The organism is Kitasatospora purpeofusca, assembly GCF_000718025.1.
GTDB lineage: Bacteria > Actinomycetota > Actinomycetes > Streptomycetales > Streptomycetaceae > Kitasatospora > Kitasatospora purpeofusca.
On sequence record NZ_JODS01000001.1, the window covers coordinates 355,159 to 370,638 of the forward strand.

The 15,480-nt window shown below is 71.4% G+C and carries 12 protein-coding genes; 2 read left to right on the forward strand and 10 right to left on the reverse strand.

The window, feature by feature from the left end:
• Positions 1 to 52: 52 nt before the first annotated feature.
• Positions 53 to 505 (reverse strand): MarR family winged helix-turn-helix transcriptional regulator, encoded by a 453-nt coding sequence (locus tag IF01_RS0101650; RefSeq protein WP_030391384.1) that lies wholly within the window; start codon positions 503 to 505, stop codon positions 53 to 55.
• Between the two features lie 75 nt (positions 506 to 580).
• Between IF01_RS0101650 and IF01_RS0101655 the strand changes: the two genes are divergently transcribed.
• Positions 581 to 1,162: a Uma2 family endonuclease gene (locus tag IF01_RS0101655; RefSeq protein WP_030391385.1), complete on the forward strand. Its 582-nt coding sequence runs from the start codon at positions 581 to 583 to the stop codon at positions 1,160 to 1,162.
• Here IF01_RS0101655 and IF01_RS0101660 read toward each other — a convergent pair.
• The 3 genes from IF01_RS0101660 to IF01_RS0101670 all read right to left on the reverse strand — a co-directional run bounded on the left by IF01_RS0101660 (position 1,159) and on the right by IF01_RS0101670 (position 4,515).
• Positions 1,159 to 2,013 (reverse strand): SAM-dependent methyltransferase, encoded by an 855-nt coding sequence (locus IF01_RS0101660; RefSeq protein ID WP_030391386.1) that lies wholly within the window; start codon positions 2,011 to 2,013, stop codon positions 1,159 to 1,161. The two genes, IF01_RS0101655 and IF01_RS0101660, sit on opposite strands and share 4 nt — an antisense overlap.
• A gap of 88 nt (positions 2,014 to 2,101) precedes the next feature.
• On the reverse strand, positions 2,102 to 3,559 hold the full coding sequence (locus tag IF01_RS0101665) for an aldehyde dehydrogenase family protein (protein WP_030391387.1): 1,458 nt from the start codon (positions 3,557 to 3,559) through the stop codon (positions 2,102 to 2,104).
• Positions 3,560 to 3,648: 89 nt separating this feature from the next.
• Positions 3,649 to 4,515 (reverse strand): Sco1979 family transcriptional regulator, encoded by an 867-nt coding sequence (locus tag IF01_RS0101670; RefSeq protein WP_030391388.1) that lies wholly within the window; start codon positions 4,513 to 4,515, stop codon positions 3,649 to 3,651.
• Positions 4,516 to 4,848: 333 nt separating this feature from the next.
• Here IF01_RS0101670 and IF01_RS0101680 point away from each other — a divergent pair, with 333 nt between their 5' ends.
• Positions 4,849 to 5,178 carry a hypothetical protein gene (locus IF01_RS0101680; RefSeq protein ID WP_030391389.1) on the forward strand — a complete coding sequence of 110 codons (330 nt, stop codon included), beginning with the start codon at positions 4,849 to 4,851 and terminating at the stop codon, positions 5,176 to 5,178.
• Positions 5,179 to 5,323: 145 nt separating this feature from the next.
• On the opposite strand, the gene IF01_RS0101685 is transcribed toward IF01_RS0101680, so the two are convergent.
• The 6 genes from IF01_RS0101685 to IF01_RS0101710 all read right to left on the reverse strand — a co-directional run bounded on the left by IF01_RS0101685 (position 5,324) and on the right by IF01_RS0101710 (position 15,400).
• Complete coding sequence (locus IF01_RS0101685) at positions 5,324 to 6,784, reverse strand: glutamate synthase subunit beta (protein WP_030391390.1); 1,461 nt, start codon at positions 6,782 to 6,784, stop codon at positions 5,324 to 5,326.
• Positions 6,777 to 11,378: a glutamate synthase large subunit gene (gene gltB, locus IF01_RS0101690; RefSeq protein WP_199523370.1), complete on the reverse strand. Its 4,602-nt coding sequence runs from the start codon at positions 11,376 to 11,378 to the stop codon at positions 6,777 to 6,779. The genes IF01_RS0101685 and gltB overlap by 8 nt, the downstream gene beginning before the upstream one ends.
• Positions 11,379 to 11,928: 550 nt before the next feature.
• The gene (locus tag IF01_RS0101695; protein ID WP_078879573.1) at positions 11,929 to 12,687 is read right to left on the reverse strand and encodes a VIT1/CCC1 transporter family protein; all 759 of its coding nucleotides are present in this window, start codon (positions 12,685 to 12,687) and stop codon (positions 11,929 to 11,931) included.
• Positions 12,688 to 12,823: 136 nt separating this feature from the next.
• Positions 12,824 to 13,852, reverse strand: coding sequence for a prolipoprotein diacylglyceryl transferase (gene lgt, locus IF01_RS0101700; RefSeq protein WP_030391393.1), 1,029 nt, complete (start codon positions 13,850 to 13,852; stop codon positions 12,824 to 12,826).
• A 165-nt stretch (positions 13,853 to 14,017) separates the two neighbouring features.
• Entirely contained in the window at positions 14,018 to 14,881 is an 864-nt protein-coding gene (locus tag IF01_RS0101705) for a DsbA family protein (RefSeq protein WP_030391394.1), read from the reverse strand.
• A 57-nt stretch (positions 14,882 to 14,938) separates the two neighbouring features.
• Positions 14,939 to 15,400: a MauE/DoxX family redox-associated membrane protein gene (locus tag IF01_RS0101710; protein WP_030391395.1), complete on the reverse strand. Its 462-nt coding sequence runs from the start codon at positions 15,398 to 15,400 to the stop codon at positions 14,939 to 14,941.
• Between the last annotated feature and the right edge of the window lie 80 nt (positions 15,401 to 15,480).

Sequence of the window (15,480 nt, forward strand, 5' to 3'; positions counted from 1 at the left end):
CGAACATATTAGTTCGTTGCGCGAACTTCAACCCCTTCCGGCCCCCGGCCGCCTACTGCTCCCCGAACACCGGGGGCACCTTGTTGTCCAGCACCACCCGGCCGAGCAGCCCGCCCAGCAGCTCCCGCTCCGCCTCGGAGAGCCCGGCCGGCAGCTCGTCGATCCGACGACAGGTCTCCGCGTAGAAGCGCTCCGCCAGCACCTCCCCCTCCGCCGTCAGCAGCACCCGCACGGCCCGCCCGTCCCCCTCGCAACTCTCCCGCCGCACCAGCCCGTTGCGCTCGCTCCGGTCGACCAGGCCGGTCAGGCTCGACTTGGCCAGCCGCAGCACACCGCCCAACTCCCCCATCACATAGGACCGCCCCAGCAGCACACAGAGCAACTGCCCCTGCTGCGGCGTCAGCCCGAACTCCCGCGCCGACTCCGCATACACCGCGTCCACCAGGAACGCCGCCCGCACCAACGCCCCCACGACGCCGCTGCCGCCACCCTCGCTCTTCGCCATCCGACCAGCCTAACAGCCGTAATTCGCACCACGAACTACTCCGACCGAGCACACCCAGGATGGCAGGATGGCCCCATGATCGAGCCGCGGATCCCCGAACGGCAGGCCCAACTGCTGGCCTACGCCCAGGGCCTGACCCCGCCGTCGGGCTGGAAGGTCGAGGTCTCGGGCGACGCGATCATCGTGACGGCCGGGCCCCCGGTGATCCACCAGCGCAATCTGCTGCTCGTCCGCGAGCAGCTCGACGCGCACCGCCCCGCCGACCTGATGCCCAGCGAGAACACCGACCTCGCCTCCCCGCACACGGGCAGGCTCCGCAATCCCGACCTGACCTACATCCCGCTCGCCACCGTCGAGCTCGGCGGCAACCAGGTCCCCGCCGAGCTGGCCGTGATCGCCGTCGAGATCGTCTCCCCCTCCAACCCGGAGAACGACCTGGTCGGCAAGGTCCGCGACTACCCGCGGATGGGGATCCCGCTCTACCTGGTGATCGACCCGCGCGAGGGCACCCTCACCCTGCACTCCGAGCCCGGCAACGGCGTCTACCACCGCCGGTGGACCGGGAAGTTCGGCGACGCCGTGCCGGTCCCGGAGCCGTTCGCCTTCGAGCTCGCGACCTCCGAGCTGCTCCGGTACCCGGCCGACCGGAACGGCTAGGGCTTCTCCGCCACGCCCGCCCAGATACCGACCTGGGAGTCGGTGGGCTGCTCGGGGGTGTCGGGGCGCCATAGGGGGGCGGTGACCAGGCCGGGGTCGGTGAGCTTCAGGCCCTCGAAGAAGCGCAGCACCTGTTCGCGCGAGCGCATGGTGAGCTGGGCGGAGGCGTTGCGGTAGACGGCCGGGCCGCGGCCGGCGTCGGCGGTGGGGGTGAAGTCCAGCGTGCCGTGGGAGAGGACGAGCCGGCTGCCGGACGGCAGGGCGTCCACCAGGGTGCGCACGATGCCGTAGGGGTCGTCCTGCTCGTCGACGAAGTGCAGCACCGCGACCAGCAGCAGCCCGACCGGTTCGCCCGGGTCCAGGGCCTGCCGGACCTCCGGGGCGGCCAGGATCCCCGCCGGGTCGCGCAGATCGGCCTGGACCACCGCGGTGCTCTCCGGCGTGGTGCCGCTCAGCAGCGCGCGGCCGTGCACCAGCACGATCGGGTCGTTGTCGAGGTACACCACCCGGGCGTCGGGCCGCACCCGCTGAGCGATCTCGTGGGTGTTCCCGGCGCTCGGGATGCCGGTGCCGATGTCGACGAACCGGCGGATGCCGTCCTCGGCGAGGTGCCGCACCGCGCGGCCGAGGAAGGCCCGGTTGGCGAGGGCGCTGAGCCGCACCATCGGGCTGATCGCGAGCACCCGCTCGGCGGCCTCGCGGTCGGCCGGGAAGTTGTCCTTGCCGCCTATGTAGTAGTCGTACATCCGGGCGGGGTGCGGGACTTCGGGGCGCAGATCGGCGGGCGGCCGCGCACCGCCCTCACCGTCGCCGGTGAGCCACTCCCGGCCGATCTCCTGAAACCCGGTCACCCGGCCACCCCTTCGATCCGTCGAACATCTGCCACCGCGGGGGACCCGGCCGCCCCCTCCACGGGGCCGGCCGGGTCCTCGGACCCGCTCAGAACGGGAAGCGGCTGCGCCCGTGCTGGATCGAGATCCACTTCACCGTGGTGAAGGCGTCCACCGTGGACTCGCCGTTCAGCCGGCCGACGCCCGAGCTCTTCTCGCCGCCGAACGGCACCACCGGCTCGTCCGCGATGGTCCCGTCGTTGACGTGGATCATGCCGGTCTCGATCCGCTGCGCGACCCGCACCCCGCGCTCGACGTCGGCCGTGTGCACCGCGCCGCTGAGCCCGAACGGCGTGTCGTTGGCGATCCGCACCGCCTCGTCCTCGCCGTCGAACTCGACCACCAGCACCACCGGCCCGAACAGCTCGCGCTGCAGGATCGGCGCGCCGGCCGGCAGGCCGCCGAGCACGACCGGGTCCATCAGGCTGCCGACGGTGGTGCCGCGCAGCAGCGCGGTGGCGCCGTCGGCGACGGCCTGGTCCACCTGCGCGGAGATGGCGTCGGCCTGGACCGGGTTGATCAGCGGGCCGATGTGGGTGGCCGGGTCCCTCGGGTCGCCGACCTTCAGGGTGGCGACCTTGGCGACGAACTTGCGGGTGAACTCCTCGGCGACGCTGCGGTCGACGAGCACCCGGTTGGCGGCCATGCAGACCTGGCCCTGGTGCACGAAGCGGCTGAACACGGCCGCGTCCACGGCGTAGTCCAGGTCGGCGTCGTCCAGCACGATCAGCGCGCTGTTGCCGCCGAGCTCCAGCACGGTCCGCTTGAAGTGGGAGGCGGCGACGGTGGCGACGTGCCGGCCGACCTTGTCGGAGCCGGTGAAGGAGATCACCTTGGCGAGCGGGTGCTCGATGAACGCGTCACCGATCTCGGCGATGTCGGTGATGACGACGTTCAGCAGGCCGGCCGGCAGGCCCGCCTCCTCGAAGATCTTGGCGATCAGGGTGCCGCCGACCACCGGGGTCTCCTGGTGCGGCTTGAGCACCACGCCGTTGCCGAGCGCCAGCGCCGGGGCGACGGCCTTCATCGACAGGAACAGCGGGAAGTTGAACGGGCTGATCACCCCGACGACGCCGACCGGCAGCCGGTAGAGCCGGTTCTCCTTGCCGTCCACCGGCGAGGGCAGCAGCCGCCCCTCGGCCCGCAGGGACAGCTGCATCGCCTCGCGCAGCATGTCCTTGGTGAGGGAGAGCTCGAACCAGGCCTTGACGGCGGTGCCGCCGAGCTCGGCCATGATGTCCCGGGTGATCTCCTGCTCGCGGTCCTCCAGGATCCGCAGCGCGCGCTCGAAGACCAGCCGCCGGGTGTAGGGGTTGGTGGCCGCCCACTCCTTCTGCGCCTTCGCCGCGGCCCGGTAGGCCTGGTCGACCTCGTCGACGGTGGCCACGGTGATGCTCGCGAGCTTGTCCCCGGTGAAGGGGTCGACGTCGACGATGTCCCAGGAGCCGCTGCCCTCGCGCCACTCGCCGTCGATGTACTGCAGCGCCAACTCGGAAAGGTAGGACATCCGATCCCTCTCATACCGTTCGGGAACGCCCGCGATGCTCCAACGGTCGTTCGCGATCAGAACTGATCGGGCCTCATCGTACTTACCTGCTACAGCTCCTGGCGTACGGAGCGGAGAACTTCTCGTGTCCGGTCAGGAGAAAGGCTGTCCGCCACCAGACCGTCCATCGCGCCCGCGTACTCGGCGACCTCGGCCGGCTTGTCGAGGTAGAGGGCCGTGGTGAACTGCTCCAGATAGACGATGTCCGGCAGTTCCTGCTCGTCGAAGGCGAGCACCGAGAACGCCCCGCCCTCGGCCCGCAGTCCGCCGAAGCCCAGCGGCATCACCTGGAGCACCACGTTGGGGAGTTCGGTCAGCTCCAGCAGACGGTCGATCTGCGCCCGCATCAGCTCCGGACCGCCCCAGGGACGGCGCAGCGCGGCCTCGTCCAGCACCGCGACCAGCCGCGGCGCCCGCTCGGCGCCCAGCACCTGCTGCCGCTTGAGCCGTACCTCCACCCGCCGCTCGATCTCGGCCGCCTCGTGGACGTGACCGCCGTGGGTGATCACCGCCCGCGCGTAGTCGGCGGTCTGCAGCAGCCCGTGGACGAACTGGACCTCGTAGCTGCGGATCTCGGTGGCGGCCTCCTCAAGTCCCAGGTAGTTCTGGAACCAGCCCGGCAGGACGTCCCCGTACCCCTGCCACCAGGAGGTCGCGTTGGCCGCCCGGACCAGCCCGAGCACCGAGGCCCGCTCCGGCTCCGCGTCCACCCCGTACAGGGTCAGCAGATCGGCGACGTCGCGCTCCTTGAAGCCGACCCGGCCGAGCTCCATCCGGCTGATCTTCGACTCGGAGGCCCGGATCGAGTACCCGGCCTCCTCCCGGCTGACCCCGCGGGCCTCCCGGAGCCGCCGCAGTTGCGACCCCAGCAGCAGACGCCGCACCGTGGCACCGCCACCCGCCTGAGTCGCACTCATCGCCTCAACCTCCGCACGTCAGCAGCCCCCCGGCCGTGGCCGCAGTCTTCCACCAGGGACCGACGAACAACAGTCCTCGGAACGCCCTCATCGGGATCTTCCGCCCCCACGGGGCCGCCCGGACGAGCAGCGTCCGGATACGCGCGGTAGCCGAACCGTAGCTCCCCGGAACGCACTCTAGTCCCCCGCCGCCGCGATGCACATCCCCAACCCCCGCCACCACCCGTAGGTGGACCACAACTCGGCCGGAACCGACAACAGTTGACGGAACCCGCACGCGCGGCCGAACATCCCCGACGTTGTGCTGAGACGACTGTCCATCGCCGCACTCCGATGGACCTGGGGGCGGACTTCCCGGCCCCGCGCGGCCGCGGCACGGTCTCCTTCCCGGACGGAAGAACGCTGCCCCTGCCGCTGACGGACCCGCGCGCCCACTACGAGCAGTACCTCGCCCAACCGCGCGCCACCTGCACCTCGGAGCCCTGCAACACCCGGATCACCGTCACCGCCGTCCGGTCGGCGACCCGCCCGCAGGTCACCAGTCGCGGGACGGCTACTGTCCCGGTCCGGCGGGACCCCCGATTCGCCTTCACCCGCCCCCTCGGCGACCGGGTGGTCCTCAACCTCGCCGGCCGCCCCGTCCACTTCCCGGCCGGCCCCTGAACCGCCCCCGGGTACGCGAACGGCGCCTGCCCCCAAACTGGTCGGGGATGTGGGCAGGCGCCAGGGACCGCGGTGGCCCGGCGACGCTGACGGGGTGCGGCTCGGTGCGACCCGGCGAGTGCAGCGCCGGGTTACCTGGACCGGATCAGACCACCAGAGGGCGGTCCGTCGGCCGGATCGGTGCGGGCAGCGGGGTCTTGCCGCCCAAGTAGGTGTCGACCGCCGCAGCGGCCGAGCGGCCCTCCGCGATGGCCCAGACGATCAGCGACTGGCCACGGCCGGCATCGCCGCAGACGTAGACGCCATCGACATTGGTGGCGAACTTCGCGTCCCGGGACACATTACCGCGTGCGTCGAGGTCCACGCCCAGCTGCTCGACCAGACCGTTCCGGACGTCCGTGCCGGTGAAGCCCATCGCCAGGGTGACCAGCTGCGCCGGGATCGCCCGCTCGCTGCCCGGCACCTGCTCGAACTTGCCGTCCTTGAACTCCACCTCGACGAGGTGCAGCTCCTGGACGTTGCCCTCCTCGTCGCCGCTGAAGTGGGTGGTGGAGACGGAGTAGATCCGCTCGCCGCCCTCCTCGTGCGCGGAGGTGACCTTGTAGGTCATCGGCATGGTCGGCCAGGGCTGGCCGGCCGGCCGCTCCTCGCCCGGTCGCGGCATGATCTCCAGCTGGGTGACCGACGCCGCCCCCTGGCGGTGGGCGGTGCCGACGCAGTCCGCGCCGGTGTCGCCGCCGCCGATGACCACGACGTGCTTGCCCTTGGCGCTGATCGGCGGCTCGACGAAGTCGCCCTCCTGCACCTTGTTGGCCAGCGGCAGGTACTCCATCGCCTGGTGGACGCCCTTGAGCTCGCGCCCGGGCACCGGCAGGTCGCGGGCGGTGGTGGCGCCGGCCGCGACGACGACCGCGTCGAAGCGCTCGCGCAGCTGCTGCCCGGTGATGTCCTCGCCCACGTGCACACCGGTGCGGAACCGGGTGCCCTCCGCGCGCATCTGCTCGACGCGGCGGTTGATGTGGCGCTTCTCCATCTTGAACTCGGGGATGCCGTACCGCAGCAGGCCGCCGATCCGGTCGGCCCGCTCGTACACCACCACGGTGTGCCCGGCCCGGGTGAGCTGCTGGGCGACGGCCAGGCCGGCCGGCCCGGAGCCGACCACGGCGACCGTCTTGCCGGACAGCCGCTCCGGCACCTGCGGGGTGACCCCGCCGCGGTCCCAGGCCTTGTCGATGATGGTGACCTCGACGTTCTTGATGGTCACCGCGTCCTGGTTGATGCCGAGCACGCAGGCCGACTCGCAGGGCGCCGGGCAGAGCCGCCCGGTGAACTCCGGGAAGTTGTTGGTCGCGTGCAGCCGCTCGATCGCGCCGGACCAGTCGTCCCGGTAGGCGAGGTCGTTCCACTCGGGGATGAGGTTCCCGAGCGGGCAGCCGTTGTGGCAGAACGGGATGCCGCAGTCCATGCAGCGGCCGGCCTGCTTGGTGATGATCGGCAGCAGGCTGCGCTCGACGTAGACCTCGTTCCAGTCCCGGATGCGCACGTCCACGGGACGCCGCTCGGCGAGCTGCTTGGGCGTGGTCAGGAAGCCCTTGGGGTCAGCCACGTGCCGCCTCCATCATCTTGCGAGTGGTCTCGGCCTCGGAGAGGCCATCGCGCTCAGCGGCGTCCTTGGCGGCGAGCACTGCCTTGTAGTCGGTCGGCATGATCGTGGAGAAGCGGGAGACCCCGCTGCCCCAGTCCGCCAGGAGCTCGGCCGCGACCGTGGAGCCGGTCTCCTCGTAGTGCTGCTGCACCGTCTCGCGCAGCCATTCGCGGTCGGCGGCACCGGGGGCCTCGATGCCCACCATGCCGCTGTTGACGTTCGCCGGGCGCAGGTCCAGCACGTAGGCGACACCGCCGGACATGCCGGCCGCCAGGTTGCGCCCGGTCTCGCCGAGGATGACGACCCGGCCGCCGGTCATGTACTCCAGCGCGTGGTCGCCCACGCCCTCGACGACCAGGGTGGCACCCGAGTTGCGGACGGCGAACCGCTCGCCGGCCTTGCCGCGCAGGTGGATCCGGCCGCTGGTGGCGCCGTAGCCGATGGTGTTGCCGGCGATGACGTGGTTCTGCGCGTCGTTGCCGATGGCCGCCGCGTCGCGGGCCGGGCGGACCACCAGCACACCGCCGGACAGGCCCTTGCCGACGTAGTCGTTGGCGTCGCCCTCCAGCCGCAGCGTCACGCCGCGCGGCACGAAGGCGCCGAAGGACTGGCCGGCCGAGCCGGTGAAGGTGACGTCGATGGTGCCCTCGGGCAGGCCCTCGCCGCGGTACCGCTTGGTCACGTGGTGGCCGAGCATGGTGCCGACGGTCCGGTTGACGTTGCGGATCGGCAGCTGGATGCGGACGGCGTCGCCGTTCTCCAGGGCGTCCTGGGCCAGGTCGATCAGCTGGTTGTCCAGGGCCTTGTCCAGCGAGTGGTCCTGCGTGGTGGTGCGGTGCAGGGACGCGCCCTCGGGCAGCTCGGGCACGTGGAACAGCGGGGCCAGGTCGAGCCCGGCGGCCTTCCAGTGGTCGACCGCGGCCTCGGCGTCGATGTGCTCGGCGTGGCCGACGGCCTCCTCGATCGAGCGGAAGCCCAGCTCGGCCAGGATCTCCCGGACCTCCTCGGCGATGAACTCGAAGAAGTTGACCACGAACTCCGGCTTGCCGGAGAAGCGCTCGCGCAGCACCGGGTTCTGGGTGGCGACGCCGACCGGGCAGGTGTCCAGGTGGCAGACGCGCATCATGATGCAGCCGGAGACCACCAGCGGAGCGGTCGCGAAGCCGAACTCCTCGGCGCCCAGCAGCGCGGCGATCACCACGTCGCGGCCGGTCTTCAGCTGGCCGTCGGTCTGCACCACGATCCGGTCGCGCAGGCCGTTCAGCAGCAGGGTCTGCTGGGTCTCGGCGAGGCCGAGCTCCCAGGGGCCGCCCGCGTGCTTGAGCGAGGTGAGCGGCGAGGCGCCGGTGCCGCCGTCGTGTCCGGAGACCAGCACGACGTCCGCGTGCGCCTTGGAGACGCCGGCCGCGACCGTGCCGACGCCGACCTCGGAGACCAGCTTCACGTGGATGCGGGCCTCGGGGTTGGCGTTCTTGAGGTCGTGGATCAGCTGCGCCAGGTCCTCGATCGAGTAGATGTCGTGGTGCGGCGGCGGCGAGATCAGACCGACACCCGGGGTGGAGTGCCGGGTCTTGGCGACCCACGGGTAGACCTTGTGGCCGGGCAGCTGGCCGCCCTCGCCGGGCTTGGCGCCCTGGGCCATCTTGATCTGGATGTCGTCGGCGTTGACCAGGTACTCGGAGGTGACGCCGAAGCGGCCGGAGGCGACCTGCTTGATCGCCGAGCGGCGCTCCGGGTCGTACAGGCGGTCCGGGTCCTCGCCGCCCTCACCGGTGTTGGACTTGGCGCCGAGGCGGTTCATCGCGATCGCCAGCGTCTCGTGCGCCTCGAGGGAGATCGAGCCGTACGACATGGCGCCGGTGGAGAACCGCTTGACGATCTCGGAGACCGGCTCGACCTCCTCGACCGGCACCGGGGTGCGGCCGAGTCCGTCCAGCTTGAACAGGCCGCGCAGCGTCATCAGCCGCTCGGACTGCTCGTTCACCCGGTCCGTGTACTGCTTGAAGATGTCGTACCGGCGGTTGCGGGTGGAGTGCTGCAGCCGGAAGACGGTGTCCGGGTCGAACAGGTGCGGCTCGCCCTCGCGGCGCCACTGGTACTCGCCGCCGATGTCCAGGGCGCGGTGCGCGGCCGGGATGCCGGAGGCCGGGTACGCCTTGGCGTGCCGGGCGGCGGTCTCCTTGGCGACCTCGTCCAGGCCGATGCCGCCGAGCTTGCTGGTGGTACCGGCGAAGTAGGCGTCGACCAGCTCCTGGGCGAGGCCGATGGCCTCGAAGACCTGCGCGCCGCGGTAGGAGGCGACGGTGGAGATGCCCATCTTGGACATCACCTTGAGCACGCCCTTGCCGAGCGCCTTGATCAGGTTCTTGATCGCCTTCTCGGCCTCGACACCGGTCAGGAAGGTGCCCTGGGCGACGAGGTCCTCGACCGACTCCATGGCCAGGTACGGGTTGACCGCGCCGGCGCCGTAGCCGATCAGCAGCGCGACGTGGTGCACCTCGCGCACGTCGCCGGCCTCGACCAGCAGCGACACCCGGGTGCGCTGCTTGGTGCGGATCAGGTGGTGGTGGATCGCCGAGGTGAGCAGCAGCGAGGGGATCGGGGCGTGCTCGGCGTCGGAGTGCCGGTCGGAGAGCACGATGATCCGGGCGCCGTCGGCGATCGCGGCGTCCGCCTCGGCGGCGATGGCGGCGAGCCGGGCGGCCAGGCCCTCGCCGCCGGTGGCGACCCGGTACAGGCCGGACAGCGTGACGGCCTTGAGGCCGGGCTGGTCGCCGTCCGCGTTGATGTGGACCAGCTTGGCCAGCTCGTCGTTGTCGATCACCGGGAAGGTGATGCCGACCGAGCGGCAGGACGCGGCCTCGGCGGCCAGCAGGTTGCCCTCGGGGCCGAGGTTGGACAGCAGCGAGGTGACGAGCTCCTCGCGGATGGCGTCCAGCGGCGGGTTGGTGACCTGCGCGAAGAGCTGCACGAAGTAGTCGAACAGCAGTCGCGGCTTCTCGCTCAGCGCGGCGATCGGCGAGTCGGTGCCCATCGAGCCGAGCGCCTCGGCGCCGGTCTTCGCCATCGGCGCCAGGACGACCCGCAGCTCCTCCTCGGTGTAGCCGAAGGTCTGCTGGCGGCGGGTGACGGAGGCGTGGGTGTGCGCGATGTGCTCGCGCTCGGGGAGCCTGGTGAGCTCGATCTGCCCGCCCTCGACCCACTCCGCGTAGGGGTGCTCGGCGGCCAGCGCCGACTTGATCTCCTCGTCCTCGACGATCCGGTGCTCGGCGGTGTCGATGAGGAACATCCGGCCGGGCTGCAGCCGGCCCTTCTTGACCACCCGGGTCTGCTCGATGTCGAGCACGCCGACCTCGGAGGAGAGGACGACCAGGCCGTCCTCGGTGATCCAGTAGCGGGCGGGGCGCAGGCCGTTGCGGTCCAGCACGGCGCCGATCCGGGTGCCGTCGGTGAAGGTGACGCAGGCCGGGCCGTCCCAGGGCTCCATCAGGTTGGAGTGGTACTGGTAGAAGGCGCGGCGGGCCGGGTCCATCGTGACGTGGTTCTCCCACGCCTCGGGGATCATCATCAGCACCGCGTGCGGCAGCGAGCGGCCGCCGAGGTGGAGCAGCTCCAGGACCTCGTCGAAGGAGGCCGAGTCGGAGTGGTCCGGGGTGCAGATCGGGAAGATCCGCTCCAGGCCCTGGCCGTTGCGGTTGGCCGGGATCAGGTCGGTGACGAGCTGGGACTCCCGGGCGGTCATCCAGTTCCGGTTGCCCTTGACCGTGTTGATCTCGCCGTTGTGCGCGACGAAGCGGTACGGGTGGGCGAGCGGCCAGCTCGGGAAGGTGTTGGTGGAGAAGCGCGAGTGCACCAGGCCGAGCGCGGAGGCGTAGAGCCGGTCCGACAGGTCGGGGAAGAAGGGCTCCAGCTGGCCGGTGGTCAGCATGCCCTTGTAGACGATGGTGCGCGCGGACAGCGACGGGAAGTAGACCCCGGCCTCGCGCTCGGAGCGCTTGCGGACCACGAAGGCGACCCGGTCGAGCTCGATGCCGCTCCGGTCCGCGCCGGCGAGGAACAGCTGGCGGAACCGGGGCATGACGCCGCGGGCGGTGGCGCCCAGCAGGTCCGGGGTGACCGGGACGTCGCGCCAGCCGAGGACGGTCAGGTCCTCCTCGGCCGCGATGGCCTCGATCCGCGCGACGGCGGCGGCGTCCTGGTCGTCGGCGTCGGGCAGGAAGGCGATGCCGACCGCGTAGGAGCCGGCGGCCGGGAGTTCGAAGTCGACCTTGGCGCGCAGGAAGGCGTCGGGGACCTGGGTGAGGATGCCGGCGCCGTCACCGGAGTCCGGCTCGGCGCCGGTGGCGCCGCGGTGCTCCAGGTTGCGCAGCACGGTCAGTGCCTGCTCGACGACGGTGTGGTCGGCGATGCCGGTCAGCGTGGCGACGAATCCGACGCCACAGGCGTCGTGCTCGTTTCGCGGGTCGTACAGGCCCTGAGCAGCAGGTCGCGCATCCGGAACGAGCGCGTACGGCGGGCGGGCGGCGCCGGCCTGGGGCTCGTTGGCGGAGTGCATGGATGCAGACAGCATCGGCTCTCCCGTCGTCGTCTTTGGAGGCTGGTGCAGTAGGGACGACGTTGGCCCTGATGCGATTTCGTGCAAGTTACATGATGCCGAACATCCCGGGAAGCGGGATACCTCGTCCACATCGCGGGACGGATCCGCAGGTCACGGGTGCTGCGGGAGGGCGTGCCGCGCCGCACGCCCTGACGATTGTGCCCGGCCGTCGACCGCCTGAAACAGGGGCGACATCCGCCCGCCACGGGCATTGACCAGGGGCGCCTGCGAATCCATTCCCACACTCGATCGGCAGATGCGATTCCTCGGCCCGATCGGCTCGAATACTGAGACAAGCCAGGCGGAGCCGGAGCCCCATGTGCGCAATGTCACCCAGGGGTATGCATAACCATGCAACAGCACAGCGTGCCGTCCCCCCGCCGACCGGACCCGCTCCCCGACCCTCGACCCCCGCCCCCGGCCCCCCGGCGCGCGCCTCCGCAGGTCCGGACCGGGACTTTGCAAAGTCCCGGCAGACTTTGCAAAGTGCACTTTGCAAAGTGCGGCCCTAGCCGATCTGCCCGCCGATCAGCCACCCCAGCAGATACGTCACCCCGGCGGCCACCCCGCCCAGCAGCAGCTGCCGCAGCCCGCTGAACCACCAGCTGCGCGCGGTCACCCGCGCCACCACCGCGCCGCAGGCGAACAGCCCGGCCGCGGAGAGCAGCAGCGCCGGCACCAGCGAGGTCGCGCCCAGCAGGTACGGCAGCAGCGGGAGCAGCGCGCCCACCGCGAAGCAGACGAAGGAGGACCCGGCCGCCACCCAGGGCGAGGGCAGGTCGTTGGGGTCGACGCCCAGTTCCTCCCGGGCGTGCACCTCCAGCGTCCGGTCCGGGTCGGCGGACAGCTGCCGCGCCACCTCGTGGGCGAGCTCCGGTTCCACTCCGCGGTCGACGTACACCTGGGCCAGCTCGGCCAGCTCGCCGTGCGGGTTGCGGCTCAGCTCCAGCCGCTCCGCCTCGATCTCGGCCTGTACCAGCTCCCGCTGGGAGGCCACCGAGGTGTACTCCCCCGCCGCCATCGAGCAGGCGCCGGCGGCCAGCCCGGCCAGGCCGGTGAGCACCACCGTGCTGCTGGAGACGGCGCCGCCGACGACGCCGGTCATCAGCGCGAAGTTGGAGACCAGTCCGTCCATCGCGCCGAACACCGCCGGCCGCAGCCAGCCGCCGTTGACGTCCCGGTGGTGCCCCGCCGCGGGTATCCGCGGGTGCTGCCCGGCCTCGTGCTCCAGGATGGTCGCGGTCACGACTCTTCCCCCTCCGTCCATTGGTCCGATCGCCTTACTTACTGACCGTAGCCCTGTTGACCTGGGCATTTCCAGCAAAGTAAGGCTGTCCGAACATGACGGCGGCCGCCCTCCGCACAGGGTGCGGAGGGCGGCCGGGGGCCTGGATCGGCGCAGCTCAGGCGGGGTTCCCGGCGTCCTTCTTCTCCAACTTGTCGAGCTTCTCGGCGAGGGCGTCCTGGGCCTTCCCGCCCGACTTCCGCTCCGACTCCCCGTCCGGCTTCCCGCCCGACGCGTCGCCCGGCTTCTCGTCCGACGTGCCACCCGGCTCGTCGGCGGTCCGGTCGGCCGGCGCGGCCACCGCCCGGTCCTCCGCCGCCGCCATCGGGTCGATGCTCGCCGGGTCCTCGCGGCCGGGGTGCTTCTTCCCGACGATCACGAGGTACGCGACGGCGCCGAGGAAGACGAAGATCGCCACCCAGTCGTTCAGCCGCAGGCCGAAGATGTGGTGCGCGTCGTCGATGCGCAGCCACTCGGTCCAGAACCGGCCCACCGTGTACGCGGCCACGTACAGCGCGAAGGCCCGGCCGTGGCCCAGGGTGAAGCGCTTGTCCGCCCAGATCACCAGCGCCGCGACGCCCACGCACCAGAGCGACTCGTAGAGGAAGGTCGGGTGGTAGATCCCGGTGACGACCTCACCGCTCGGCAGCGTCTTCTTGATCTCCAGGCCCCACGGCAGGGTGGTCTCGCGGCCGTAGAGCTCCTGGTTGAACCAGTTGCCCCAGCGGCCCAGCGCCTGGGCGAGCGCGATGCCGGGGGCGATCGCGTCGGCGTAGGCGGGCAGCGGCACGCCCCGGCGGCGGGCGCCGATCCAGGCGCCGACCGCGCCCAGCGCGATCGCGCCCCAGATGCCGAGGCCGCCCTCCCAGATCTTGAAGGCGTTCCAGGGGTTCTTGCCCTCGGCGAAGTACAGCTGGTGGTCGGTGATCACGTGGTAGAGCCGGCCGCCGACCAGGCCGAACGGCACAGCCCAGACGGCGATGTCGCCGACCGTGTGCTTGCCACCACCGCGGGCGACCCAGCGCTTGCTGCCGAGCCAGACGGCGACGACGACACCGAGGATGATGCAGAAGGCGTAGGCGCGCAGCGGGACGGGTCCGATTTCCAGGACGCCCCGCGACGGGCTGGGAATGTAGGCGATATCCATGGCAGCTCCGACGCTACAGGGTCGACGGCCCGTCCAGGACACCCCGGCGGGTCACAGTCGGTGCACAGATCGGTGCACCGATCGGCGGCGGGCCCGGAGCACGGCCCGCCGCCGCCCCCTCCGGCCGGGGAGGGGACGGCGGCGGCCGCGGCGCGGGCGTCCGGCTCAGCCGGCCTTCGGCGAGGGGTTGTTGCTCTCCGAGGCGGTGCTGGTGGGGGCCGGCGACTGTCCGTGGGTGCCCGGGGTGCCCAGTGTCTTGCCCTGGTTGGCGGCGTCGACCCACTTCACCAGGTTCGCCGGGGTGATCTCCTCGTTGTTGTACTTCGGGTAGATCGGCTGTCCGTTGAGCAGCACGGTGGGCGTGGACTTGTAGCTCGACTTGTCGAAGTCCTGCTGGACCGCCGACACCCATCCGCTGTACGTGGAGTTGTTGACGCAGGCCTCGAAGGCGGGGGTGTCGAGGCCGTTGACCTGCTTGCCGAGGCTGATCAGGGTCGCCTTGTCGCCGAAGGCGTCGCTGGTCTCGTCCGGCTGGTTGCGGTAGAGCACGTCGTGGTAGTCGCGGAAGTGCCCGGCGTCCTGGGCGCAGGCCAGCGCGTTGGCGCCGTAGCGGGAGCCCTTGCCGGGCACGGCCCGGTCGATGAACGAGACGATGTGGTAGTTGGTGTAGATCTTGCCCGCGTCCTCGAGCTGGCTGATGGTGGAGGAGAACTCCCGCTCGAAGGTGCCGCAGGCGGGGCAGCGCGGGTCCTCGTAGACGGTGAGGACGGCGGGCGAGTTGTCGGAGCCGACCGGGATCACCAGGTTCTTGTCCCCGATGGTGCCGGCCGGGGCGGCGGTGGGGGTCTCCGGCTTGGAGCGCTGGTCCTGCACCACCACGCCGGTGACCACGGCGGCGGCGATCACCGCGAGTGCCACCCCGCCGATGATCAGCTTCTTCTTCTTCCGGCCGCGGGCCTCGTCCGCGGCCCGGTCCGCCAGCATCCGCTCGCGGGCGGTGCGCTTGCCTTCTCGGTTCTTCTCGCTCATCAGCCTTGGACATTCCAGATTCGGGGGCGGGGGTGGTGCGGTGGGAGGACGGGGCGCTCAGCGCGCCAGCCAGCCGTCCACCGAGAACTTGGTGCGGGGCCACCGGAGCAGCCAGCCGGCCAGCAGCAGGAACCCGGTGTCGCGCAGGATCTCCTGCAGGTACTCGGTCTGCGAGGAGTCGACCGCCCCGCCGCCGCCGAAGCATCCGCAGTCGATGGAGATGCCGCGCGCCCAGGCGGAGGCGATCCCGGCGATGAAGGCGAGCAGCAGCCCCGCCGAGAGCGCCGCGACCAGGCGCGTGCCCAGGCCGACCACCAGCAGCAGCGCGAGCGCCAGCTCCAGGAAGGGCAGCCCGTGGCCGACCGGTTTGACCAGCGCCTCGGGCAGGATCTCGTACGCGCGCACCGCCTGGGCGGCCTCCGCCGGGTCGGCGATCTTCGCCAGCCCCGCCCAGCCCCAGACCACGGCCAGGCTCAACCGGGCCGCCGTGCCGACCCACTCCGTCACCGGCCCGGCCATCCGGACAACCCCCTCGGGAAACACCGTCACGCCCTATGAACCGCCGACGGTGACGCCGGGTTCCTCCGGTTTCGCGAATT

Excerpts from the sequence above, each read along its gene's own strand:
- IF01_RS0101710 (WP_030391395.1), bottom strand. The coding sequence starts at position 15,400 with ATGGCCGGGCCGGTGACGGAGTGGGTCGGCACGGCGGCCCGGTTGAGC.
- IF01_RS0101695 (WP_078879573.1), bottom strand. The coding sequence starts at position 12,687 with ATGGACGGAGGGGGAAGAGTCGTGACCGCGACCATCCTGGAGCACGAG.
- lgt (WP_030391393.1), bottom strand. The coding sequence starts at position 13,852 with ATGGATATCGCCTACATTCCCAGCCCGTCGCGGGGCGTCCTGGAAATC.
- IF01_RS0101670 (WP_030391388.1), bottom strand. The coding sequence starts at position 4,515 with ATGAGTGCGACTCAGGCGGGTGGCGGTGCCACGGTGCGGCGTCTGCTG.
- IF01_RS0101705 (WP_030391394.1), bottom strand. The coding sequence starts at position 14,881 with ATGAGCGAGAAGAACCGAGAAGGCAAGCGCACCGCCCGCGAGCGGATG.
- IF01_RS0101665 (WP_030391387.1), bottom strand. The coding sequence starts at position 3,559 with ATGTCCTACCTTTCCGAGTTGGCGCTGCAGTACATCGACGGCGAGTGG.
- IF01_RS0101655 (WP_030391385.1), top strand. The coding sequence starts at position 581 with ATGATCGAGCCGCGGATCCCCGAACGGCAGGCCCAACTGCTGGCCTAC.
- gltB (WP_199523370.1), bottom strand. The coding sequence starts at position 11,378 with ATGCACTCCGCCAACGAGCCCCAGGCCGGCGCCGCCCGCCCGCCGTAC.
- IF01_RS0101680 (WP_030391389.1), top strand. The coding sequence starts at position 4,849 with ATGGACCTGGGGGCGGACTTCCCGGCCCCGCGCGGCCGCGGCACGGTC.
- IF01_RS0101650 (WP_030391384.1), bottom strand. The coding sequence starts at position 505 with ATGGCGAAGAGCGAGGGTGGCGGCAGCGGCGTCGTGGGGGCGTTGGTG.